Annotated in this window: 22 protein-coding genes; 4 read left to right on the top strand and 18 right to left on the bottom strand. The window is 34.0% G+C overall.

From position 1 onward, the window contains the following. The first annotated feature begins 438 nt into the window (after positions 1-438). The gene (pheT, locus tag E7419_01290) at positions 439-2,799 is read left to right on the top strand and encodes a phenylalanine--tRNA ligase subunit beta (GenBank protein ID MBE7013823.1); all 2,361 of its coding nucleotides are present in this window, start codon (positions 439-441) and stop codon (positions 2,797-2,799) included. Positions 2,800-2,876: 77 nt separating this feature from the next. Beyond that, complete coding sequence (locus E7419_01285; GenBank protein MBE7013822.1) at positions 2,877-3,119, top strand: IreB family regulatory phosphoprotein; 243 nt, start codon at positions 2,877-2,879, stop codon at positions 3,117-3,119. A 207-nt stretch (positions 3,120-3,326) separates the two neighbouring features. Here the strand turns inward: E7419_01285 and E7419_01280 are convergent, their stop codons facing one another. The 10 genes from E7419_01280 to E7419_01235 all read right to left on the bottom strand — a co-directional run bounded on the left by E7419_01280 (position 3,327) and on the right by E7419_01235 (position 13,051). Next, positions 3,327-5,504, bottom strand: a complete 2,178-nt coding sequence (locus E7419_01280; protein ID MBE7013821.1) for a topoisomerase IV — start codon at positions 5,502-5,504, stop codon at positions 3,327-3,329. Positions 5,505-5,509: 5 nt separating this feature from the next. After that, the gene (locus tag E7419_01275) at positions 5,510-7,486 is read right to left on the bottom strand and encodes a DNA topoisomerase (protein MBE7013820.1); all 1,977 of its coding nucleotides are present in this window, start codon (positions 7,484-7,486) and stop codon (positions 5,510-5,512) included. Between the two features lie 488 nt (positions 7,487-7,974). Continuing rightward, positions 7,975-9,063, bottom strand: coding sequence for a hypothetical protein (locus E7419_01270; GenBank protein ID MBE7013819.1), 1,089 nt, complete (start codon positions 9,061-9,063; stop codon positions 7,975-7,977). A 24-nt stretch (positions 9,064-9,087) separates the two neighbouring features. After that, positions 9,088-10,101: a copper amine oxidase N-terminal domain-containing protein gene (locus E7419_01265; GenBank protein MBE7013818.1), complete on the bottom strand. Its 1,014-nt coding sequence runs from the start codon at positions 10,099-10,101 to the stop codon at positions 9,088-9,090. A gap of 294 nt (positions 10,102-10,395) precedes the next feature. Beyond that, on the bottom strand, positions 10,396-10,773 hold the full coding sequence (locus E7419_01260) for a hypothetical protein (protein ID MBE7013817.1): 378 nt from the start codon (positions 10,771-10,773) through the stop codon (positions 10,396-10,398). Positions 10,774-10,916: 143 nt separating this feature from the next. Next, complete coding sequence (locus E7419_01255) at positions 10,917-11,378, bottom strand: hypothetical protein (protein MBE7013816.1); 462 nt, start codon at positions 11,376-11,378, stop codon at positions 10,917-10,919. 58 nt (positions 11,379-11,436) lie between these two features. Then, positions 11,437-11,802: a hypothetical protein gene (locus E7419_01250; GenBank protein MBE7013815.1), complete on the bottom strand. Its 366-nt coding sequence runs from the start codon at positions 11,800-11,802 to the stop codon at positions 11,437-11,439. Between the two features lie 285 nt (positions 11,803-12,087). Continuing rightward, on the bottom strand, positions 12,088-12,486 hold the full coding sequence (locus tag E7419_01245) for a hypothetical protein (protein ID MBE7013814.1): 399 nt from the start codon (positions 12,484-12,486) through the stop codon (positions 12,088-12,090). Continuing rightward, the gene (locus E7419_01240) at positions 12,483-12,815 is read right to left on the bottom strand and encodes a hypothetical protein (protein ID MBE7013813.1); all 333 of its coding nucleotides are present in this window, start codon (positions 12,813-12,815) and stop codon (positions 12,483-12,485) included. Before E7419_01240 ends, E7419_01245 begins: the two co-directional genes overlap by 4 nt. Next, complete coding sequence (locus E7419_01235) at positions 12,815-13,051, bottom strand: hypothetical protein (protein MBE7013812.1); 237 nt, start codon at positions 13,049-13,051, stop codon at positions 12,815-12,817. The genes E7419_01240 and E7419_01235 overlap by 1 nt, the downstream gene beginning before the upstream one ends. Before the next feature lie 144 nt (positions 13,052-13,195). Between E7419_01235 and E7419_01230 the strand changes: the two genes are divergently transcribed. Continuing rightward, positions 13,196-13,759, top strand: a complete 564-nt coding sequence (locus E7419_01230; GenBank protein MBE7013811.1) for an N-acetylmuramoyl-L-alanine amidase — start codon at positions 13,196-13,198, stop codon at positions 13,757-13,759. A 186-nt stretch (positions 13,760-13,945) separates the two neighbouring features. On the opposite strand, the gene E7419_01225 is transcribed toward E7419_01230, so the two are convergent. Together E7419_01225 and E7419_01220 are read right to left on the bottom strand one after the other, a co-directional pair. After that, entirely contained in the window at positions 13,946-15,610 is a 1,665-nt protein-coding gene (locus tag E7419_01225) for a ribonuclease J (GenBank protein MBE7013810.1), read from the bottom strand. A gap of 321 nt (positions 15,611-15,931) precedes the next feature. Next, positions 15,932-16,201 (bottom strand): sporulation protein YqfC, encoded by a 270-nt coding sequence (locus E7419_01220; GenBank protein MBE7013809.1) that lies wholly within the window; start codon positions 16,199-16,201, stop codon positions 15,932-15,934. Positions 16,202-16,243: 42 nt separating this feature from the next. Here E7419_01220 and E7419_01215 point away from each other — a divergent pair, with 42 nt between their 5' ends. After that, positions 16,244-17,125: a hypothetical protein gene (locus tag E7419_01215; protein MBE7013808.1), complete on the top strand. Its 882-nt coding sequence runs from the start codon at positions 16,244-16,246 to the stop codon at positions 17,123-17,125. A 182-nt stretch (positions 17,126-17,307) separates the two neighbouring features. Here the strand turns inward: E7419_01215 and E7419_01210 are convergent, their stop codons facing one another. The 6 genes from E7419_01210 to E7419_01185 form a co-directional block, all read right to left on the bottom strand. Further along, on the bottom strand, positions 17,308-18,159 hold the full coding sequence (locus tag E7419_01210; protein MBE7013807.1) for a nucleotidyltransferase: 852 nt from the start codon (positions 18,157-18,159) through the stop codon (positions 17,308-17,310). Further along, on the bottom strand, positions 18,143-19,156 hold the full coding sequence (gene galE / locus E7419_01205) for a UDP-glucose 4-epimerase GalE (protein ID MBE7013806.1): 1,014 nt from the start codon (positions 19,154-19,156) through the stop codon (positions 18,143-18,145). Before galE ends, E7419_01210 begins: the two co-directional genes overlap by 17 nt. A gap of 35 nt (positions 19,157-19,191) precedes the next feature. Further along, positions 19,192-20,259: a hypothetical protein gene (locus E7419_01200; protein MBE7013805.1), complete on the bottom strand. Its 1,068-nt coding sequence runs from the start codon at positions 20,257-20,259 to the stop codon at positions 19,192-19,194. Between the two features lie 104 nt (positions 20,260-20,363). After that, entirely contained in the window at positions 20,364-21,794 is a 1,431-nt protein-coding gene (locus tag E7419_01195) for a TrkH family potassium uptake protein (protein ID MBE7013804.1), read from the bottom strand. 2 nt (positions 21,795-21,796) lie between these two features. After that, the gene (gene trkA, locus E7419_01190; GenBank protein ID MBE7013803.1) at positions 21,797-23,158 is read right to left on the bottom strand and encodes a Trk system potassium transporter TrkA; all 1,362 of its coding nucleotides are present in this window, start codon (positions 23,156-23,158) and stop codon (positions 21,797-21,799) included. Positions 23,159-23,409: 251 nt separating this feature from the next. Then, complete coding sequence (locus E7419_01185; protein ID MBE7013802.1) at positions 23,410-25,842, bottom strand: DNA translocase FtsK; 2,433 nt, start codon at positions 25,840-25,842, stop codon at positions 23,410-23,412. Position 25,843: the final 1 nt, after the last annotated feature.

Raw genomic sequence — 25,843 nt, 5'->3', positions numbered from 1 at the left:
GCATTTAAGGTCGAAGAGTTTAAAATTAAGAAATTTTGTTTTAGACAAATAAATTTCAAGGATAATACTTTCGTATATTCGCAGGAATTTGTGCAGTATAAAGCGAAATTTCTAATTTTAAACCATAAGGTGTTCGACTCCCGAGTGCCTTAGCCTTCGGAAAGCTATCCAAACACGCCTCTAACACTTAAAAATCTGCTTTTTCGTTGTTGTCGATTCCGATATACCTCGTATTATCGAAATCTTTCGCCTAGAAAAATCTAGATTTTAAAGCGTTATAGGTTCGAAGAATTTTCAAATTAGGAAATTTTTCGATAGAATGAGGCAAAAGTCGCAGGTAATATGCGATATTTCCAAGGCTTTTAACGATATTATATCAAAAATTTACAATTTAAAAACGCGTTCGGATAACTTTCCGAAGGCTATGGAGGTATATAAATGTTATTATCAATGAATTGGATATCAGATTTTGTAGACCTTTCCGGTCTTGACAAACTAAAACTTATAAATCAGTTTTCTTTATCTACTGCAGAGGTAGAAAATGAAATTTTCTTTAAAGGAAGCGATATTTCAGGAATAGTTGTCGCTGAAATTAAGGAAGTTTCCGACCATCCCGACTCTAAAAAACTGCATCTTTTAAAAGTTGATGCGGGAGACGGAAAACTTACTGATGTTGTCTGCGGTGCTCCTAATGTAAGAGTGGGTATGAAAACTGCTTTTGCCAAAGTGGGTGCTAAAATAGGCGAAATTGAAATTGCACCGCGCGCACTTGCAGGTTACACATCTTTTGGTATGTGCTGTTCGGAAAAGGAACTTGGTATAAGTGATGACAACTCAGGAATTATGGACCTGCCATTATCTTTTGAAAACGGTAAAGACTTGAAAGAAATTTTTGATATAGAAGATATTATTTTTGAGGTTGACAATAAATCTTTAACAAACCGTCCTGACCTTTGGGGGCATTACGGAATAGCAAGAGAATTTGCAGCACTTTCAGGAAGACAGTTAAAGCCTCTTGATACGGTTGACCTTTCAAAATACGATAATCTTCCGAAAATAGATATGAAAATTGAAGATAATCTTTGCCAGAGATATTCCTCAATTCAAGTAGAAAACATAAAAGAAAAAGTTGCGCCATACAATATGAGAATAAGACTTTTCTACTGTGGTATGCGTGCTATAAACCTACTTGCCGACCTTACCAACTATATGATGCTTGAAATGGGTCAGCCAATGCATGCTTTTGACTCAAGAAAGGTTGAAAAAATAAGAATTAAACGTTTTGACAAGCCTTTTAAATTCACAACTTTAGATGGAGTGGAAAGAAATATTGACGAAAACACCCTTATGATTTGTAATGATAACACACCTGTTGCAATCGCAGGTATAATGGGTGGCTTAGATTCAGAAATAGTTTCCGATACCACAAGGCTTACTCTTGAATCGGCTACTTTTGATGCTGCATCTGTAAGAAAATCTACAGTAAGACTTAACCACAGAACCGATGCTTCTATGAGATATGAAAAGAGTTTGGATCCTGAAATGACAGTTCCTGCCATAGCAAGATTTATAAAACTTTTAACAGATATTGACCCTGAGGTTAAGGTTGTATCATCGCTTACCGATGAATATGCAAAAAAATATGATATTATTAATCTTACTTTCTCTAAAAAGTTTGTAGATAAATATACAGGTATTGAAATTTCAAACGATACAATTTTAAAAACACTTACATCTTTAGGATTTATGGCAGAATGTGAAAATGACGAATTCAAAGTTACTGTTCCGTCTTACAGAGCAACCAAAGACGTTACAATGAAAGCGGACATTATAGAAGAAATAACAAGAATTTACGGGTATGACAACTTTGATGTAAACACTGCAAAAGCACCTCTTTATCCTGTAAGAGCGGACATTTTAAAAAGTGACGAAGATAATATCAAGGATATTTTAGTTAAAAGATATTCTCTTCACGAACTTCACTCTTATGTGTGGACATATAATGACGAATATAAAGCACTTGGCATTGATGTTTGCGACAATATAAAACTTCAAAATGCCACAAATCCTAATATTGAAACCATAAGAAATGCAATTATTCCTACCCAACTTTGCCAGGTTAAGTATAACACAGGCTATGCGCAGGATTTTGGTGTGTTTGAAATAGGAAGAGTTGTTGACGGTGTTGATAAAGACAATATGTGTATTGAAAAGAAAAATCTTGCAATAACACTGTTTTCAAAAACTAAAGGTATTGAAGAAATTTATCTTAAATTAAGAGATATAATTGCAACAATTGTTGACGATATTAAACATAAAGAAGTTTCGTTTAAAAAAGAAGAAGTAACTGAGTCCTATCAGCATATAAAAAATTTAAACGGAATTTATGCTGACGGTATAAGGCTTGGAAATATGGGAATTGTTCATCCGACTGTTTCTAAAAAAATAGATAAAAAAGCATCTATCGTATTTTTGGAAATTGATATGGAAATTTTAGCATCGCTAAAAAATGAAAGTATAACATATAAAGAACCATCAAAATTCCCTGAAATGGAAATCGACTTATCATTTGTATCAGATAAATTTGAGCCGATAGGAAATGCAATAAAGACTGAAAACTGTGACCTTATTAAAAAAGTAACGGTTACTGATACTTACTTAGATGAAAGCGGAAAATCGATAACTGTAAGAATGTTATTCTCTCATCCTGAAAGAACACTTACAAGAGAAGAAGTTATGGAAGTTGCCGAAAGTATAATCGAAAGATTAGCAAAGGAAAATATTTTGCTTAAATCTTAAAAAAATGTGTCAATTTTGTTAAAACTATTGAATTTATAATTAAATTATTTTATTATGATATTAAAGGAGGGTTTACCATGAGCGAAACAAGACTAATAGAAAAATTCAAAGAGGAAAAAGACCCTAAGTATATTATTGATACAGTGTTTAATGCACTTAAAGAAAAAGGTTATAATCCAATAAGTCAGTTTACCGGCTACTTACTATCGGGAGACCCGACTTATATTACAAGCCATAATAATTCAAGAGTTCTCGTAAGTTCTTTGGAAAGAGACGAAATTTTAGAAGTTCTTATAAAACATTACCTTGGAGAAGAGTAATATTAAATTAGGAATGAGGAGTTAGGAATTAGGAATAAAGGAAGGCGAAATGATGCTATATAGCCATTTCGCCTTTTTAATATTTTATTTCCATCCTGTTGCATTTTATTTATGTTATGGATTTTATTGTTTTTTATGGGAGCAACAATGCAATTGCCGTATGGCATAATTGCATTTCCATCATTCCTAATTCCTAATTTCTCATTCCTAATTACCGTCGGTTCCAAACAGGCTTATCTGAGTTTCCTCGCTTTTCTGGAAGCATCCCACTGCAGGAATATTTTTAGTTCTGTAATAATCAGGGTCTTTAAGTCTTGTTTTTGAAAGTTCTGAAATTCTTTTTAATCTGGCACCTTTTCTTAAAGTCATTACATTAACGCCTGCAGAATTTCTTGTTGTTTTAGCATTTATGCTCGCAGAGTTAAACACCAGTATTTTTCCCACATTCGAGTACATAACCATATCGGTATCTTCAGGTAAGTATATAATCTTACATAATTTCTCTTTTAAACTAAAAGAGTTAATAAGTTTTTTACGGTTTGCTTTAGTTTCATAGGATTCTAAAGGAATTTTTGCCGCTTTGCCGTTTTCATAAGCAAAAAGGAATGTTCCTTTATACTTATAAGTCGGAAATACGTCAATAACTTCTTCATCAGATTCACATTCTAAAATACTCTTTAAAAATTCACCCATCTGGCTTAATTTACAGTCGGTAATGGTTGAAATTTTAAGTTTATACGCATTGGCTTTTGTTGTAAACACAATAAGTTCGCCAACATTTGTTTCATCAAATTCCTTAACAATCTTATCGTTTTCCTTTAGTTTATGCTCTCCGCCTGCTCTTAGGGAAACAAGAGGAACTTTCTTTAAATAGCCTTCTTTGGTAAGATATATTTTAAGATTATAATCTTCGATAACTTCCTCAGATGAATATTTTTCTATATTGCCCGCTTCAAGTATCTGGGACTTTCTTTCCATTCCGTATTTTTTGGCAATTTCTTTAAGTTCATCTTTGATGTAGTCCTTTATAAGTTTAACATCCGAAAGCAGTTCATTTAATTTTTCCAAGTCTTCTTTTAATTCTTCAATTTCAGTAAGACGGTTTAAAATATAGTTTTTGTTAAGGTTTCTTAACTTGATTTCTGCCACATATTCTGCCTGAACCTTATCAATATTAAAACCTTTCATTAAGTTTTCGATAACTTCATCGTCATCTTCGGTGTTTCTTACTATATCAACTGCTTTATCAATATCTAAAAGAATTTTCTTAATACCGTTTAAAAGATGAAGTTTTTGGCTCTTAACTCCGATTTCATATCTTGTCTGCCTTTTTATGCAATTTATTCTGAAATCACACCATGCAGAAATAATCTCTTTAACGCCAAGCACCTGAGGCATTTCGTTTATAAGTACGTTGAAATTACAGGGGAAACTGTCCTCAAGCGGTGTCATCTTGAAAAGTTTTAACATTAAGTTATCAGGGTCAGTCCCTCTTTTTATTTCAATCGCAATTTTAAGACCGTTAAGGTCGGTTTCGTCCCTTACGTCATTTATTTCTTTAAGTTTTCCCGCTTTAACAAGTTCGATAATCTTATCCATAATAAGTTCAATACTTGTTGTATAAGGAATTTCAGTAACTTCAATAAGATTATTTTTTTTGTCAAACTGATATTTTGACCTTATTTTAAAACTTCCTCTGCCCGTTCTTAGAATTTCTTCCATCTGGTCCTTTTCATAAATGATAAAACCACCTGTAGAAAAGTCGGGCGCTTTGATATAATTACATATATCTATATCGGGATTATCAAGATATGCAATAGTTCCCTCGCAAACTTCCCTTAAATTAAAACTTGAGATGTTTGACGCCATACCGACTGCAATACCCTGATTTGCGTTAACAAGTATTGACGGGAAAGTAACAGGCAACAGCGAAGGCTCCTTCATTGTACCGTCATAATTATCCACAAAGTCAACAGTATCCTTATCAATATTTTTAAATACTTCTGCACAGATACTCTCTAATTTTGCTTCGGTATATCTTGAGGCGGCAAATGCCATATCTCTTGAATAAACTTTACCGAAGTTCCCTTTTGATTCAACGAGCGGATGAAGTAAAGTTTCATTCCCTCTTGTCAGACGTACCATCGTTTCATATATTGCCATATCGCCATGAGGGTTTAGTTTCATAGTCTGCCCTACAATGTTGGCAGATTTGGTTTTTGCACCTTTTAAAAGTCCCATTTTATACATAGTGTATAAAAGTTTACGGTGGGAAGGCTTAAATCCGTCAATTTCAGGAATTGCACGGGAAATAATAACGCTCATTGCATAAGGCATATAGTTGGTTTTAAGTGTGCTTACTATCGATTTTTCCGTAAAATTCATAATAATTAACTGATATCGAGATATTCCATGTAATCCATACCGTAATCTCTGATATAATCCTTCCTTCCTTGAATATTATCGCCAAGTAAAAGTTCAAAAATTTCCTGAGTCTTCTTAGCATCATCGGGCATTACTTTAATAAGCCTTCTTGTTTCAGGGTTCATAGTCGTTTGCCACATCATTTCAGGCTCGTTTTCGCCAAGCCCCTTTGAACGCTGAATAGTATATTTGCCTGTTAGTTTATTAATAATTTCCGTCTTTTCCCTTTCATCATAGGCAAAGAATGTATCCTTTCCTGCCGTAATTTCAAATAAAGGAGATTCTGCTATATATACCTTTCCTTTTTCAATAAGTGTAGGCGCAAGACGGTAAATCATAGTTAAAATCAAAGTTCTTATCTGGAAACCGTCAACATCGGCATCGGTACATATAATAATCTTATTCCATCTTAATTTATCAATATCAAACGCAGATAAATCTTTTGAGTGTTTAAGATTTATTTCCACTCCGCATCCTAATACTTTCATAAGGTCAATTATTATATCGCTTTTAAAAATCTTGTCATACTCTGCTTTTAAGCAGTTAAGTATCTTACCTCTTATCGGCATTATAGCCTGAAACTCTGCATTTCTTCCCTGAACACAGGACCCCTTAGCAGAATCCCCTTCCACGATATATACTTCTCTTTTTTCCACATCTTTTGTTCTGCAATCAACAAACTTGTTGATTTTGCTTGTTATATCCATTTTAGAAGTAAGTTTGCCTTTAATATTAAGTTTTGTTTTCTCTGCTTGTTCTCTGCTCTTTTTATTAACTAAAATCTGTTCAACAATCTTATCCGCTTCCTGCTTGTTTTCCACAAAATAAATTTCAAGTTGCTCTTTTAAAAACTCGGTCATAGCATCCTGAATAAACTTGTTGGTTATTGCTTTTTTAGTCTGATTGGCATAAGATGTATATGTTGAAAAAGAATTTGATACTAAAATTAAACTGTCTTCAATATCGTTAAAGGTAATTTTACTGTCATTTTTTCCGTATTTGCCAAGTTGCTTTATATACTTGTCAATAGCATAAACAAATGCAGTTCTTACCGCTTTATCAGGAGAACCTCCATGCTCTAAGAAACTTGAGTTATGATAATATTCCAAAAGGTTTACATGGTTATTAAAGCAAAATGCAAAATGCATTTTAACTTTATAATCCTTTTTGTCGCTCCTGTCTTTCCCTACTCTTTCGCAGGAAACCTGATGAATGGATGTAAATTCTTTTCCCTCGTTTATCTCTTTTATATAATCCACCATACCGTCTTTATATAAAAAGTCATACTGAGTAAATGTTCCGTCTTCCTTTTCGTCAAACAGTTTAAAGGTAAGTCCGGGATTAACAACAGCCTGTTTTTTAAGTACGGTAATAAAATATTCAAGTTCAATATTTATATCGGTAAATACGTCAAGGTCGGGAAGCCATCTGATTTTGGTACCCGTTTTTTTATCCATTGCCTCTTCTCTTTTAAGACCGCCTATATTTTCCCCTTTTTCAAAATGAAGGCTAAATACTGTATTATCTCTTTTAACCGTAACGTCCATATAAGAAGAAGAATATTGAGTCGCACAACTTCCAAGACCATTAAGCCCTAAAGAAAACTCATAGTTTTCCCCGTCCATATTATTATACTTGCCTCCCGCATAAAGTTCGCAGAATACAAGTTCCCAGTTAAATCTGTTTTCAACAGGGTTATAATCAACAGGAATACCTCTTCCGTAGTCTGTAACCTCAATGGAATGGTCAAGGTATCTTCTTACTTCTATAACCTTTCCGTAACCTTCTCTTGCTTCGTCAATTGAATTGGAAAGAATTTCAAACATCGCATGTTTGCATCCTTCCAGATCGTCCGACCCGAAAATAACGGCAGGTCTTTTTCTTACCCTGTCCGCACCTTTAAGAGAAGAGATACTGGAATTATCGTAAGTTTCTTTCGCCATAATATCCTCCGTAAATTATATTCTTTCAACTTACATTGTACCACAACTTCAAACTTAAACGCAAGATGTTTTAAAAAAAAGTGAAAACTAAATATTGTTTTTTACTTTAATTAGGCACTCGGGAGTCGAACACCTTATGGTTTAAAATTAGAAATTTCGCTTAATCCTGCAGAAATTCCTGCGGATATACGTAAGTATCATCCTTGAAATTTCTTTGACTTAAACAAAATTTCTAAATTTTAAACTCTTCGACCTTAAACGTAGGAAAATTTCTAAGATTTTTAATGCGAAGGACGAAGTCAGGCTGTCGCCTTACGAGGACGCCAAGTTAAAAAGATTAAAATTTAACAAATTTAAGGCATAAGGGGTTCAACTCCCGAGTGCCTAAACAAATAAATACAAAAAAAGAAGGCAAAATCCCCTAAGACTCCATCTTTGAGGTTTTGCCTTTTGTTTATAACATTTATTCAAACATCAGCACTTAGCATTTAAAGTCTAATCTGATGCATCTCCATTAATGTAAGCCCTTGTTCGAGTTTTTCTTTATAATCGGGAAAAACTCTGTTAATAGGATCTGCCAGTCTGTAAAGAACTATTGCACCTTCTGCTCTTGTGAGTGTCGCATAAGGGTCAAATGTTCCCTTGTCGTCTTTTCCTGTTATCAAGCCCTTTGAAAATGCAACTCTGACAGATTTCTTATATTCGTCACCTATAGTATCATAGTCGGCAATGTCGCTTACTTTCGCCAATGTATCCGTGTCTTCTCCTTTTAAATTACATGCTCTTGTAAGAATTAGTGCCATTTCCTGCCTTGGCATAGGAGCCTCAAGCACCTGAGGGGTAAAAGGATATTCGCTTTTTTCCTGTATCAGATTATTACAAATTGCCACATCGTAAGCGTTTTTATACCACGGTTCATTATAGAAAACAGGCATTGCTGCTAAATACTCGGGAAGTATTGCCCTTACAACAACAGCAATAAATTCTACTCTTGTTATCGGATTGTCAGGGCTGAATGTCGCTATTCCCTGAGAATCAGGCGCGCATGTACCGCTGAATAATCCCTTATAATCTCCAACAGACATATCCATAATGGCATTTTCTGCCCACTTGTGATTGCCTAAATCTCTGAAACCCTTAAGACCCGATGCCGAAGCAGTATTCCCTGTGGGAGTATATGTAATATTAAGATTTGTTTTTACCTTTTGTAACTGATTTTTTACTCTTTGCCCAAGTTCGTTTTCTATATCTTTAGTTGCATATTCGGCACTTGCTACTATTGAAATTATATTGTTTGTTGCTCCCTGCCCACTTGCCAGAACTGCCTTTTCAGTGGAAATAAGAAAACCTTCAAGTTGAATAAGACCCTGCCCTACATTTAAATTGCTAAGATATTCTTTATTTTTGTCATCTGATTTTAAATAATTCTTTGCCGCATTAATTGTTTGCACAGCATTTAATAATCCCGTTTCGCATTGCGAAACAGTATTAGCACTTTCTGCTCCTGCAATACAAAAAGAAGACATCAAACTAAAAATTATTGTAATAATTACTAATCCTGATATTATTTTTTTCATAATATATCTCCATTTTTATGTTCTTTATTGAATTTGTCCTATGATACTATCCCACAAAGGTTTAACTAAATTTTCATCGTAAACAAAGAAAACATAGAGTTCATCTCCCGAACCGGGAATTGTAACTTTCTCTCCCTTAATTGAAGGTTCTGCTGTAGTGGTAAGAAGCATTGCACTCGCTTCGGGGGATACATATATAGCACCAAGTTCAGCGGTTTCTAAATCAAAGAGATAGTCAATGTAACCTGAGGTCATAGTATAACGGTACACTCTGATTAAATCAGATTCATCGACAAATGTAGCACCTAAAACCTGACCGTCTGCATCATTGGCAAAGTTAATAAACTTTGATGCAGGGTATGCCCATACATCCATATCGGTAGGTTTTATGGTTTCATCATTGTAATAGTAAGCATTGGTACCATCATCAATGTTACCAAAAAACTTATCAGAGGTTACGGTACCTGTATCACTAAACTCTATAAGAGCTAAATGATTTAGTTTATCTATAGCATAAAACGCTTCACTTTGCGTCCTTTGAGTGCTCACGTCATATTTTGCAACAATCTCGTTGTGTGTACCGATTTTGGAAAGGTACTTTGCTTTGAATTCATCCTGGGTTTCCACAAACACATATTGATAAGCCGGATTCCAACTCACATAGGCACCAAATGCTTCAGAGATGGCGCGGGCAGGCACCATTGTGCGACCGCCAATGAGTTTGGCGGGAACATCTAAGGCAATACCCGATTCGTTTTTATACAAAGTGTTATCTCCGATAGTGATTTTCACGGTAATGCCGTCTTTTTTTCCAATGGCGGTATAGGTATCCGCTTCCCAGTCAACAGTTGCACCCAGGTTTTCAAAAATAGCGCGCATAGGCACCAAAGTTCTACCATCTATAATGACAGGTGGCTGATCAAAGGCTACGGTTTCACCATCAATAAACACCTGAATTTCGTTTTCTGCCGATACAGGCATACCAACCAAAAACAGCAAGATTAACACCAGCAAAATGTGTAAGGTGAATTTTTTCATTATATCACTCCTAATATATTTGATTTTATTGTATCATAACGAGGGAAAAAAGTAAACAATGAAATTTAGAATACAAGCAAGAACACAATCCTGTCTTTATAAAAAACAGGGATGTTAAAAAACTCCGTGCCCTCCCGTAAATGTAAAATGCAAAATGAAGGTAAAGATTTTTTTAAAATCTTTGGATTTTTTACTTTTTCCTATACTCTAAAAAGAGGGTGTTTAAAAATTGATTTTTAAACACCCTCTTTTTTAACTTACTTATGTAGTTTTATTTTTTACTCTTTTGTCTATTTACTGAATGTTATTTTCATCAGTTTCGGATGGTTTCTCTCTCTTTTCAGGCTTATGACCTCTGCCTATTTTGCCCTCAAACTTACCAGACTCTAATTTTTCAAGCATATTGTCATGCTCTTCCTGAGTTATTTCGCCCAAAGTTAGTTTTTCGGAAAGCCTCACTTTTGCTTCCTCTAACATTTCTGCTTTCTTAGTTTCCATCTGAACTTTTTGTTCTTCGGTAAGTTCAGGTCTTTTATTAACCTGCTGTGTCATCTTAAAAGAGGGTCTGCTGCCTTTTTTCCCGGGCATACGGCTATTTGCCAAAGCACAAACACCTGTAAGGGTAATAGTTGCTGTAACCGCCAGAGAAATAATAATTTTTGCTTTTTTCATAAGATTACCTCCTGTTAATTTTTCGTATCTTTATGATACAAGTAAAATATAACAGTACAATGTTAAAATACAATATTGGTAAGGTGAAAATTTTGTGAATTTTTAGCACAAGGGAACAATTCTGTTGTGTACCTCTTTAGTTCCTAAACAAACATCGACAAATTGTTTATTATAAATAACACGCATAAAATGATATGCTTTTTTATCCCCTTAAAATCCAACTTTTCAAGTCTTTTACTGATTAAAACATACATAATTACATCAAAAATCAAACTGAATCCGTTGAGAAAAATTTTATTATCCGTAAAGAAATTTAATATGATATCACATATTACCGATATAAACAATACATAAGAATATTTACGAGCAAACTCGTTTATAAAAAGTTTAAAAATAAGTTTCTTGCACCCTGCCAGTTTAAATACAGCATACACTATCATCATATCAATATATACAGTGAAAACAGATACTGTGAATCCAAATGGCAGAATAACTAACCTTGCCCCGATATCTGGAAAAACATCTATAAGTGATTTTTTAAAGCAAACTAATATTAAAGAAGTTATAAAGCAACGTAATACTATGCGGAAATGTTTTTTTACCATATTAAGACTCCTTTTTATATAGCACAGGGGGACGGTTCTATTGTGTTACCCCTTGTGTTTATCTTCCATACGGCCATAAGAATCCGTCTGCGCTTCCACTTTTTGACCATACCGTTTCATCCCAGGAAGAATATATCCATTTTCCGTTCCCGTCTTTTTTATAAGATATTATATTCCCGCTTGAACGATCTTTCGTGACATAGTAAAGTTTAGCTTCCTCTTTATCATACTTTATAATCTTAAAATACTCAATATCCCCTACCATTGTATTATCATCGGATATCGGTGGAAATTCATTTTTATGTATAAGAGTTGTAATTTCACATTCTATAATATTTCCTACCCATATCAGAACAAAAAAAGCAATTACAGTTATAAAAATAATTTTAAATGCTTTTTTAATTTCCTTTATCAACTCTTTCATTTTTACTATCCTTCTTTCAAACTTGATAATTCTCTTATAACATAGGGGGACAGTTTTATTGTGTGATTATATATTTTAGCAACAGCACAGTAGAATGGTCCCCTTGTGTTTTTGGAACAGTTGTTTTAATTTCAGGACTATTCTTTTTTACAGTGTTTCCAAGTTTTGTTACGCTTTTTTGTAATTTCATAGTATCATTATTTTTGGGCAATGTAAAGTTTTTTTCGTTTTCTTCATTTAAACGCTTGTCCGTTTGTAAGTTTTCCTTTCTTTGTCATTTTAATTTTATGTTTTATCTCTTAATTCCTCAAGTAAAGGATTTACTATTCTTGAAACTTTTTTCATATCGGAAAAGAAAATAAAATTAAATTTTTTAAGTATTCTGTAGGCAGTTGAGTCACTTATGTAATTTTCGAAAGCAACAGCATAAAGACTTTTGCCTTTTACATATATTTCCCTTACAATAAACGCATCGCCTTCGGGAAGTTTGTTTAAGCATTTTAAAAAAATCGATTTATAAATTTTCATATATCTTATAATTTTCACAAAACTTTTATAGTCTTTTCCTAAAAAATCCCTGTTTAAAAAGAATTTTTTATTCTTTGATATATCTTCATAAAAAAATAAATATTGTTCTATTTTATAATAGTTTTTGGCAAGTTTTCTAACTTTGGCATAACTCATAGCAGTATCACCTCAAATGCAAGAGTTGCAAACTCTTTTAATATCTTTTGCTTAATAAAGTAAATGTGCGCTACGCTGTAATTGGTTTCGTTTGATATACTGGATAATGTTCTGTCCCCAAGTAAATTTTCGCGAAGTATTTTCCCTTTTACCGTGTCGGGAGCATAATCCTCGCTTTTTAATGAGTTTTTCACAATATCTATAAATTTTTTCTCATAAATTGTTTCTTCCATATTATATTTAAGAGTCAGCCTGTACATCTCAAACATTCGTCTTGTTCCTTCAATATAAGTTTTGATTTCTTTCTGGTCTTTTACAATGTTTATCATTAGTTTTCTCCTTTCGAGTTGTGATTTGCAACAAATGGTGCAAAAATTTTTATAGTTTCGTCCATAGTTAAATGCATTATTTTCCGAAATATCAAAATCTCAAAAAAAGTAAATGCGCCGGGTTTATACAATTTTCTCTTTAAAGCGCTAAATGCAAGCCCTGTTTGCTTACAAATTTCTTCCCGCCTGCCAGGATTTTCTCTCAAACTTTTTCTTAAATCATTAATGTTGTTCATAATGTCCTCCTTTGTATATCGTTGCAACTTGCAACTTTAATATACCACAAAAAGGAAATATTTGTCAATAAAAACTTTTTATAATAATTTTAGTAAAAATCCAATTTGGAATTACAGGCATATAATATACTAAGGTGATATTATATGGCTATAAAAATTTTTATTGACCAAGGACACAATCCGTCAGGTCCTAATACAGGGGCAACAGGAAACGGACTTAACGAGGCAGATATAACCTACAGAGTGGGAGTTCTTTTAAGAGATTTACTTTTAGAAAACGGAAATTTTCAGGTAATGTTATCAAGAAAAACTCCAAATGAGGTACTTGGAAATTCAAATGCGGGAAGCCTTGCCGAGAGGGTAAGAATGGCTAATACATGGGGAGCAGATTTTTTTATAAGTATTCATACAAATGCAGTAGCAAACCCTCAGGCTAACGGGACTGAAATTTTAACCTACAGGCTTTCGGGCCCTGCCTATAATATGGCAACCCTTATATTAAATTCTATTGTGACAAGACTTAATATGAGAAACAGGGGGGTAAAGTTAGGAAACAATCTTTTTGTTTTAAGAAGAACAGTTATGCCTGCTTTATTAATTGAACTTGGATTTATAACAAACCCGTCAGACGCATATAAAATGGATACTAACCCCGAAGGATTTGCTTATGCTATATATCAGGGGATTTTAGAGTATTTTGGACTCTGATGTAAATGCAAAATGCAGAGTGCAGAATGCAAAATGAGAAATTTATGAAATTAAAATTGTAGGGAAGGCATTTATGTCGTTTGCATCGGATAGTTCGTATATGCAAAAAAAGAGGGCGAAATGGCTGTATAGCATCATTTCGCCTTCCTTCATTTTGCATTCTGCACTCTGCATTTTGCATTTAACTTATATTTCCATAATAACAGGAAGTATCATTGGTCTTCTCTTTGTTTCTTTAAAGATAAAGTCGGACACATCGCCCTTTACTTCGCCCTTAAGACTTGCCCAGTCAACAGCGCCTTTTTCAAGGCATTTTTCCAAAGTAGTAAGTGCAACTTCTTTTGCTTCCTGCATAAGATCTTCGCTTTCTCTTACATATACAAAGCCTCTTGATATGATATCAGGGCCTGCAACTATCTTTCTGTCCTGTGACAAAGTAACAACAATAACGATAAGACCGTCCTGAGAAAGATGTTTTCTGTCCCTTATTACGATATTTCCGACATCTCCGACTCCAAGCCCGTCAACAAACACTCTGCCTGACGGAACTGTAGAATTGAACTTTGCACTTTTTTCAGATACTTCAAGAACTTTTCCGTTTTCAGAAATAAATATATTTTTAGAATCAATGCCGACTTTTTCGGCAAGTTCACCATGCCTTATCAAGTGACGGTATTCACCGTGAACAGGCATAAAGAATTTAGGTTTTGTAACCCCTAAAATAAGTTTTAATTCTTCCTGACAGGCATGCCCTGATACGTGAATATCTGCCATTGATTCGTAAATAACTTTTGCGCCTTTTTTAAACAGTTCGTTTATAACTCTTGAAATAAACTTTTCGTTCCCAGGAATAGGCGAAGCAGATACTACCACAACATCTCCCGATGTTATCTCAATTTTTTTATGGTCAGAATATGCCATTCGGTACAATGCACTCATTGGCTCTCCCTGAGAACCTGTGGTTATTATAACAGTTTGTTCTTTATTATATTTTTTCAGATTGTCTATATTTACAAGAACACCGTTTGGCACTTTCATATATCCTAACTCTATTGCGACAGTAAGGATATTTTCCATACTTCTTCCTGAAACTGCAACTTTTCTTCCGCATTTGTGAGCCGTATCAATAATTTGTTGCATTCTGTGAATGTTTGAAGCAAAAGTTGCAACGATAATCCTGTTTTTCTTATTTTGTGAAAAAATTTCGTCAAGCGTACCGCCTATGGTACTTTCCGACATTGTGTATCCTGGTCTTTCAGCGTTGGTACTGTCCGACATTAAAAGGGTGATACCCTCTTTTGAAAGTTCGGCAAACCTTGCCAAATCAATCATCTGACCTGTAACAGGGGTTGAATCAATTTTAAAGTCCCCCGTATGAAGAATAATTCCCACAGGTGTGTGGAATGCTATTGCACAAGCATCTGCAATAGAATGGTTTGTTCTGATAAATTCAACTGTAATTTCTCCAAGTTTTATTTTATCGCCGGCAGATACTTTATTAAGTTTAGCAGAAGATAAAATATTATGTTCTTTAAGTTTATGCTCAACAAGTCCTAAAGTAAGCCTTGTTCCGTAAACGGGAACATTAAGTTCCTTTAACAAATAGGGAATAGCACCTATATGGTCCTCATGCCCGTGCGTTAAAACCAACCCTCTTACTTTATTAGCATTTTTTATAAGATAATTAAAATCGGGAATAACCAAATCAACCCCTAACATTTCTTCGTCAGGGAAGGCAATTCCGCAATCTAAGACTATAATATCTTTTCCGTACTCAAACACAGTGAGATTTTTGCCAATCTCGTTAAGTCCTCCAAGCGGAATAATTTTAAGTTTTTTTGCTTTTGCCACAATAAACCTCCTTTTTTTTAAATGTCCGTTCCTGCCTAATTGGCTCAAAATAATTAATAATTAATAATGAATGATGAATAATTGTGGTACAAATTGCAAAGCAATTTATGAATTTAATTTGAAAACGCACAGCGTTTTACCTTAATTATTCATTATTCGTTTTTCAATATTCATTATTCATTACAAAACGACACAACTTTTGTGTGCTCCCTGCATCACCCATTAAGGGTGCGGTCGCACTCGATTCCGATCACAAATACTTTTAACATTATATCACAGTTTTTTTAAAATTACAATTATTATTGCGAAATATTTCCATTTTTATTCAAACATAACACTACTTATATCCCCTTTTATTTTTATTTCGTCATCTGTAATATTATCTATTATAAGTGATTTACCCTCTATTCTTATCATTTTATCCTTTGTGTTTATTTTTATAAGATTTTCTCCGTATTCAACAATGCTTTTGTAATTTAAAATTCCGATTGTGTTAAAATCAACAATACTGATTTTCAAACTCCCCACCACATACTCTTCAGGTAAATCGAGAGTATCTGCCATTTTCTTTTTTATGTTTAATTTTTTCATAAATATCACCTATAAATAATATACTTTTAGCGGTGATGGTTTATGCTAATATTGACTTTGATTTTTCTTATTCTTTTAGTAATTTTTCCGCTTGAGGTTTCAAACAGCGTTGCTTCAAGTCTTGATTTATGCTTAAAATCGGTTATTCCTGCACTTTTTCCTTTTTTAATTGTTTCTTATATTATAACCGAAACCTCTATACCCAATAATTATTTTACCTTGTTTTTATCAAAACTTTTTAATATTTCGCCCCAGTCTGTCCCTGCATATATATCGGGCATTCTTTGCGGATACCCAATCGGAGGAAAAATGGCACTGGAACTTTTTGAAAAAGGAAAAATAGGAAAAAATGAAAAAGACAGGCTTTTGATATTTGCCAATAATTCGGGTCCGGGTTTTATAATAGGAATGGTAGGAGGAGTGCTTTTTAAAAGTATTCACACAGGAATGATAATTTACATATCCCACGTTTTCTCCTCGCTTATTTACGCAATTATAACTTCATTTTCTGCTTCCAAAGTAAAATACTCTATACCAAAAGAAAATAAAAAAATATCCTTTCTTCCTGCCCTTTCTTTCAGCATTAGAAAAAGTATGGAAAGTCTTATAAATATAACTGGTGTTATACTTTTCTTTTCTTCGGTTATTTCGCTATTAAACCTTATTCCGAGCGTAGACTCTTTTTCATTTAAAGGGCTTCTTTTCGGGCTTTTGGAAATGACAAACGGAATAAAAGTTATAGTTTCATCAACCCTTTCATTAAGATTAAAAGCGGCAATTTCCTCTTTTCTTGTTACCTTTTCAGGATTTTGTGTGTTTATGCAGTTAAAATCTTTTTCAGAAAAAATAAACACAGCGTCTTACTTTTTAGGTAAAACGCTGTGCGCAGTATTTGCATTTTTACTAACTTATTTTATTGTGTAATTTATCCATTCTTGCCGAACCCTTTGGCAATGGCAATACAACTGACGAAGTCAATAAACCCGACTCTTAAGGCAGATACCTGTATTTGTCTGTTCCTTTCGGGTCGTCGAGGACGCCGACCCCTACAACAAGGGCAATATAACTAAATATGCCAAGTGTTTTTAAAACACTTGGCATATTTATTACATATTAGGATATAATCCTTCTTCATCAAATTTTTTGAAAGCGGCTTTAACAATGTCAGAATCTTCTTTATAAGTAACACCGTACCATTTATCAGTAGCTTTTAATACTTTTACTTTTGCGCCTTCTTCCTGAATTAAGCGATCGATAAATTTAGGAATGAAATATTCGCCTTTTAGAGGATTATCGTTTGTTTTTAGAAAATCTATAAATCCTGCTTCTAATTTTTCAAAGAAATCAGACTGCAAGCCCCACATATTCATTGAAACAAGTGTATCCATAGGAAAACCTGAGTTTTTATCAATATCAGTTGTTTCAACGATTTTCTTAAGGTATCCGTTTTCCATTTCGCAAATACCACGAGCAACAGTACCGTTATCGGAAATTGTGTTGCCAAGTAAGTAACCTGCCATACACATTTCATCACTTGTCATAAGATGGTCGTGAACAATTTTGTAAGCACTTTTTCCGTAGTAGTCGTCAGCATTTACAATTGCAAAAGGTGTTTTAACAATATCTTTTGCTGTAAGAATTGCCTGACCTGTTCCCCATGGTTTTTCTCTTCCCTCAGGAACGGAAAAGCCTTCAGGTAAATCGTCAAGTTCCTGGAAAGTATAACTAACGTCAACTTTAGATTCGAACTTTTTACCAACTAGTTCTCTGAAATCTTTTTCAATAGCCTTTTTTATTACGAAAACGATTTTATTAAAACCTGCTTCCATAGCATCATAAACAGAGTAGTCTAAAATAACTTCTCCGTGAGGACCTAAAGGCTCCATTTGTTTTAGTCCTCCGAAACGGCTTCCCATACCTGCCGCCATAACAATTAATGCACTATTTTTTGTATCCATTTTTGTTTCCCTCCTGCCATCTCCAAGCGTCACGGCACATATCGTCTAAGTCTCTTGTTGCCTTAAAGCCAAGTTCTTCTTCTGCTTTTTTAGGGTCTGCATAACATTTAGCAATATCGCCGGGTCTTCTTGGTGCAATTTTATATTTTACTTCTTTACCTGATGCCTTTGAAAACGCTTTAACCATATCAAGAACGCTGTAACCATTGCCTGTACCTAAATTATAGGTAACGACACCTGATTTTTTTGCTACTTTGTTAAGTGCTTTTATATGGCCGTCAGATAAATCCATTACGTGAATATAATCTCTTACCCCTGTTCCGTCTTCGGTATCGTAATCGTCACCAAAAACTGATAAACATTCTAATTTGCCAACAGCAACCTGAGAAATATAAGGTAAAAGATTGTTAGGAATACCGTTAGGGTCTTCCCCTATAAGTCCGCTTTCGTGAGCGCCCACAGGATTAAAGTATCTTAATATTGCGATATCCCATTCGTTATCAGATACATATAAATCTCTTAAAATTTCTTCAATCATAAGTTTTGTTCTTCCGTATGGATTGGTGCATGAAAGAGGGAAATCTTCTTTAATAGGCACTGTATGCGGGTCTCCGTAAACAGTTGCAGAAGATGAGAAAACAAGTTTTTTAACATTATATTTTCCCATAACATCTAAAAGTTTTAATGTTCCCGAAATATTATTTTCATAATATTTTAAAGGAATGGAAACACTTTCTCCAACTGCTTTTAATCCTGCAAAGTGGATTACTGCATCTATTTTGTTTTCTTTAAAGATTTTTTCTACCCCTTCATAATCTAAAAGGTCAGTTTTATAAAACTTAAAATCTTTACCGGTTATTTTCTTAACCCTTGAAAGTGCTTCTTCCGAACTGTTTGATAAATTGTCAAGAACAACTATATCATAACCTGCTTCAAGTAAAAGCACTGATGTGTGAGAGCCGATATAACCTGCTCCCCCTGTTACTAATACATTCATTGTATCACTCTTTCCTTTCTTTTATTTAAACTTAACTAAATAAGTTTATTGTCTTCAAAAACTTCGCCAATCGCCTTTGCAATTAATGAAAATCCCAAGTCGGTAGGATGAACACCTTCCAAAGTAGGCTCTCCCCAGCCATATCCGTATTTTTTAAATACATTAAGCCCGTCAATGAAATAAACATTTTTATCTCCTGATGATACTGCATTGTCATAAGTTTTTTTAATTACATCTCTTCTTAGGACTCTGTTATTATAATCTTTCCCTGAAACGCCTGACATAATTATTATAGGCAGATTTGGGTTTTTTTCTCTTATTATTTTAAACATTTTTTCATGAGTTTTTTCTAAATATTCTTTATCGGGTGCGTTAAAATCATAATCATAGACAAACATACTCATTTTAAGGTTTGCTATGTACTTTGCGATTTCTTCTTCGCCTTTTGCATTTCCCGCAAAACCAAGATTTAAAAAATCTATATTATATTTTCTTGATAAAATATTCTCATAATTCATACCCGGTCTTGACATACATCCTCCCTGAGTTATGGAAGAACCGTAGAAAACAATCGGAAGTTCGTTTTTATAACTTCTTCCTTCTAAAAGACAAGCATCTTCTTTTATACCTATATAAAGTTCATCAATTTTTCCGTAAATAGGCATATTTAAAGTTAAATCGTGCATTCCGTCATTTGAAAATTCAATTATCTGTTCATAATTATCTCTTTTGTCAAGAGGCGGAATAAAAAGCCCTCTGAATTCTTCGTATCCGTCAACATTTTCATATAAATCAAGCCCGTTTGTTGCAGCACCTGACATCTGAGGCCATCTGGCAGTTTCTCCGTCATACCTTAATCGGACAGCAACATAAGGAGAAGAAGTTTTAAACCTTATTCTTCCTCCTGCAGTACAAGAGGCAGTTTGAAAAACTCCGTCACTTACTTTTTTGGAAACATCTAAATCCATTCTGGAAAAAGGCTTACCAACTTCCTTTTGATACATACCATATATTTTAAACGGTGCCTCTTTCACATTATAGAACTTAATATCATCTTTCCCAAGTTCGTTTGATACAATCATATTCTGATCAAAGTTTTTCATAGGTTTCTCCTTAAATTTGTTAAATTTTAATCTTTTTAACTTGGCATTTACGGGAGAGCACTTAAGGCACTCCCCTACAATCGGTCCGGAGTTTTTAACATCCCCTACTTTTTCCAGGTGTATTTTGAAAATAATATTAAAAGCGGAAAAATTTCAAGCCTTCCTGCCAGCATATCAAAAATAAATACTATAAGGGAGCGATTGGAAAAGGCTGTAAAATTTGCATACGCTTTACTCATACCTGGACCGATGTTTCCCATAGTTGCAAGTACTCCTGTAAAATGAGTAGTAAAATCTATATTATCTATAGATACAATAAGCAGCGAAACAAGAAAAATAACAATATAAGATACCATATACACATTGACTGCCCTTACAGTTTCATGCTCAATCGGTCTTCCGTTAAGCAGTAACTTATGAGTGCTTTTAGGGTGTGCGGCAACTTTGATTTCCTTAATAATTGATTTAAGTAAAATCAGAATTCTTGAAACTTTGACACCGCCGCCCGTACTTCCTGCACAGGCACCTATAAACATTAAAGCAATAAGAATGGTTTTTGAAAGTTCAGGCCACATATCAAAATTTGTAGTAGTGTATCCTGTTGTCGTAATAATTGAACTTACCTGAAAAAAGGCGTGTCTTATTGTTTCGAATATATTCCCGAAAATGTGATAACAGTTTAAAGTTATAATAAGTACTGATGCAAATATAATTCCAAGAAATGCCCGTACTTCCTCCGACTTAATTGCAAGTTTGACCTTCCTTATAATTATAAGATAATATACCGAAAAGTCAATAGCAAAAAGTATCATAAATATGGAAATAATCCACTGAACTAAATTTGAATATTCGCCGATACTTGAATTTAAAATTCCAAATCCTCCTGTACCTGCTGTTCCGAAACTTAAAGTCAACGCTTCAAACAGGTTAAGTCCTGAAAGTAAAAGAAGTATAACCTGTAAAAATGTTAAACCTATATATATGGCATAAAGTATTTTACTGCTTGATTTTACTTTAGGTACAAGCTTTGAAACAGCGGGGCCTGTAGTTTCGGCACGAAGAAGGTGCAGATTGCTTCCGCCTGACAAAGGGAGAATAGCAACTAAAAGAACAAGAACGCCCATTCCGCCTAACCAGTGGGTAAAACTTCTCCAGAACAAAATTGATTTGGGGACAATAGTTAAGTCAGAAAGTATAGACGCACCCGTAGTTGTAAACCCTGATACTATTTCAAAAAGGGCAGGAATAAATTCTTTTATTACGCCCGATAACATAAAGGGAATACAGCCGAAGATACTCATAAATATCCAACTTAAACTTACAATAACAAAGCCTTCTTTTGCATAGATATTTTTCTTTTCAGGTTTTTTATAAGTAAGAATAAGTGCAAAAATAAAGCAAAGTATAATTGTAAATAAAAAGTGATACCACTCTTTTTCACCATAACATAAGGCACAGATTAAAGGGAGAAACATACAAAATCCTTCACACCCTATAACCATACCCAACATATAAAAAATAGTTTTATAGTTCATAATTAATCCTCTAAAATATCCGAAATATCCTTAAATCCCCTGTGAGTTGTAACAATAACAACGGTATCATTCGGTTTTATTACATCATAACCTCTCGGATGAATAATCTGTCCGTTTCTGTTTATACACGCTATTAAAATATCTTTCTTTAAGTTTAATTTTCCTATAGGTTTATTGCAGACAGGAGAATCTTCCATTATGTTAAATTCCAACGCTTCTGCCTTTCCGTCTAAAATATAATGCAGAGTTTCAACATTATTTCCGAAAGTATTCTTTTTTGCTCTTACAAATCTTAAGATATTCTCTGCCGTTATTTCTTTAGGATATATGATTGTGTCAAGGTCCATATTGTTTATTACTTCGTCATACGAAACACGGTTGATTTTTGTAACAATTTTCCCTTGCGTAAGAGTTTTGGCAAAAAGCGAGAGCATTATATTTTCTTCATCAATATTAGTAAGAGTTACAACTGATTCTGCTCTTTCAATTCCTTCTTCCAAAAGCAGTTTATTATCGGTTGCATCGCCGCAGATAACTGTTGCTTTAGGAAGTGCCTCTGCAAGATGTTCGCATCTTTGAGGTTTCTGTTCTATAATTTTAACATCAATACCCGTTCTTATCAGTAATTTTGAAAGATAATATGCAGTTGCTCCTCCGCCTATAATAATTGTATCTTTAACCTTATTTATTTTAATTCCTATTGTTTTAAAAAACGGTGTTGCTTTAGTCGGTGCTGCAATAATGCTTACCAGGTCCTTTTCTTTTATGACAAAATTACCCGAAGGAATAAATACTTCCTCTCCTCTTTCAACACCGCATACTAAAATATCACTGTTAAGTTTGGTTGAAATTTCATATACTTTAAGTCCGTTTATAACCGATTCTTTAGGAACTTTGAATTTTAAAATTTCAACTCTTCCTTTTGCAAACGTATCAATCTGAATTGCAGAAGGGAAACGAAGCGCCCTTGCAATTTCACTTGCTGCGGCAAATTCAGGGTTAACAATCAAAGTAAGCCCCAAGTCTTCTTTTACTATTTTGATTGACTTATGGTATTCAGGTTGTCTTACCCTTGCGATAGTCTGGCAATTACCCTTTTTCTTAGCAAGAAGGCAAGTCATAAGATTTACTTCATCTGAGCCTGTTACAGCAATCAAAATATCACAGTTTTCCACATCGGCTGAAAGCAGGGTATCAACATCAAATCCGTTTCCTATAACTCCCATTGCATCATATTCGTTTACGACATCGTTTACTCTGTCAGCCTTTAAATCAATTACGGTAATATCATGTTCTTTTTCATGGCTTAATTTTTCAAGTAGTTTTTCGCCTACTTTACCGCAACCTACAATAATTATTTTCATAATTAGTCTCCCTGATATAAAATAATTCAAAATGCGAAGTGCGAAGTGCGAAGTGATGGAAGACAAAATCATGCTATACAGCGATTTTGCCCTGTTTTAATGACACTTCCATTAAACCCATCAAGATTATTTTAACTGTTTGGTTCAATTTTGAAATCGAAGATTTCCCGTTATTTTCAAAAATTGCATCGCAATTTTTACCTTACCTCTTCACTCTTCACTATTAGTTATTACCTATTCAATTCGTAATTTTAATTACGAATTGAATTTAGTTCCATTTCATAGTATTGTTCTTTAGTAATAAGTATCTGCCTTGGTTTGCTTCCCTCAGACGGTCCTACAATTCCTCGCTCTTCCATCTGGTCAACAATTCGGGCTGCACGGGAATAACCGAGTTTTAACTTTCTTTGAAGGAGTGAAACAGACGCCTGATTATTATCGAGTATAACCTCAATTGCCTGAGGAAGCATTTCGTCTGCGTCAAGAGCCTCTTCTTCACGGGATTTTGTATCGCCCTCAAAGGTTTGTTCTTTTTCAAGATGCTCTAAAATATCTTCGTTATATACTACCTCTGAGTTTGCTTTTACAACATTTACAACTCTTTCAACTTCTTTATCCACAATTAATGAGCCTTGTACTCTTATCGGTTTTGACTCGCCCTGAGGATAATAAAGCATATCGCCTTTTCCTAAAAGTTTTTCAGCACCGCTCATATCCAAGATTGTTCTTGAGTCAATCTGGCTGGTAACTGCAAAAGCAATTCGTGACGGAACATTTGCTTTAATAAGCCCTGTGATTACATTTACCGATGGTCTTTGAGTTGCGATAACAAGGTGCATACCTGCTGCTCTTGCAAGTTGCGCAATACGGCAGATATAACTTTCCACTTCTTTTGAAGCAACCATCATTAAATCTGCAAGTTCGTCTATTATTATAACTATCTGAGGCAGTTTGCCCTCTTCGTCATTATTTTTTTCACAAAGACTGTTATATCCTTCGATATTTCTTACTCCCGCCTGAGCAAACAGTTTATATCTGTTTTCCATTTCCATAACTGCCCAGTTAAGCGCACCTGCTGCTTTTTTAGGATCGGTTACAACAGGGATTAAAAGGTGGGGTATTCCGTTATAAACACCAAGTTCAACTACTTTCGGGTCAATCATTATAAGTTTAACTTCATTAGGTGTTGCTTTATATAAAATTGACGTTATAAGAGTATTTATACATACACTCTTACCCGACCCTGTAGCACCTGCAATAAGAACGTGAGGCATTTTTGCAAGGTCGCCGATAATCGGATTTCCTGTTATATCCATACCGACAGTAAAGGCAATTTTCGATTTGTGTTCTTTAAAGGTATCGCTTGTTATTATATCTTTTATAAAAACAGGGGTTATTTTATCATTAGGAATTTCAATACCTATAACAGTTTTTCCCGGAATAGGCGAAATTCTTATACTTGCTGCGGCAAGATTCATTTTTATATCATCTGAAAGACTTTGTATTTTAGAAATTCTTACCCCTGATTTAGGCTGAAGTTCAAATCTTGTTATAGACGGACCTTTTTCAATATTCACAACCTCTGCGTCAACGCCAAAACTTTCCAATATGTTTTCTAACTTGATGGCTTTTTCTTTAAGGTCGGAAACTCCTCCTGTACGCACTGCCTTATTATCTTCTAAAAGTTCAACAGACGGGAATTTATACTCGATTTTTCTGTTTATTGTTTTTTTAGCAGGTGGCTCTCCCTCTTTTTCAGGGATATTTTTTCCGCCCGATAAAATATTGTCAAGATTTTCTTTTTCGTTTAAGAGTTCCTGCTCTAACTCAGTTCTTTCAATTAAAACAATATTATCTTCAATATTTAAATCATCTTCTTTTGCCTTTGGCATTTCATAAGATGCTAAAATTTCATCAAAACGGTCAGGATTTTTATCAGGGTATGTTTCAGGCTCAGGGATTTTGTCATCGTCATACACTAAAACATTCTCTAAATCGTTAAGAGGTTTTACCTCTTTAATTTCGGCTTTTTCTTCTTTCTTATCCTTGTTTTTCTTTTCTTCCTTTTCTAAAAGTTTCTTTTGCTCTTTTCTTTCTTTTATAGTTTTTACAATATGTGCTGACAGTAAAAGCACTTGTTCATAGAAGAACGCAAAAAGAAGAAACATAAGGGTAACAATAAATAATATCAATGCTCCCGTAAAGGATATAAGACTTTTTACAGGCTCTGCAATAAAACCACCGACAATTCCACCGCCGATATGATTTATTCCGTTTGTAAAAAAGTTTTCAATAATTATAGGAACTGCCTGTCCCTTGAATGCTGCCAGTTCAAAAATTATGCTTAAGTTTAGGAATATTCCGGAAAGAAGATATAGTTTTGAAAAGTTTCCCTTTCTCTTCTTTTCCATAAAATAATAGATAAATCCGTAAATTAATCCAAATGGCAGAATATAAGAAACCGAGCCGAACAGCCCTAAAAAAGTATTCTTTATAATCTCTCCGAAATAGGATAAAAGCATAGAATAGAAACTTAAAAACATTAAAACAGCAAAGACTATATATAATGTTATAAGTCCCAAAGTTTTAAATACTTTTTTCTTTTGTTCTTTTTGTTTCTTTAAAGCACGCTTCTTGGCTGCTTCATTTTTTGATTTTGTTGTTCTTTTGTTTGTAGTTGCCATA

The organism is Oscillospiraceae bacterium (assembly GCA_015068525.1).
Lineage (GTDB): Bacteria > Bacillota > Clostridia > UMGS1840 > HGM11507 > SIG450.
The sequence above is the reverse complement of the archived record's forward strand: the minus strand, read 5'-3'. Positions and strand labels throughout refer to the sequence as shown.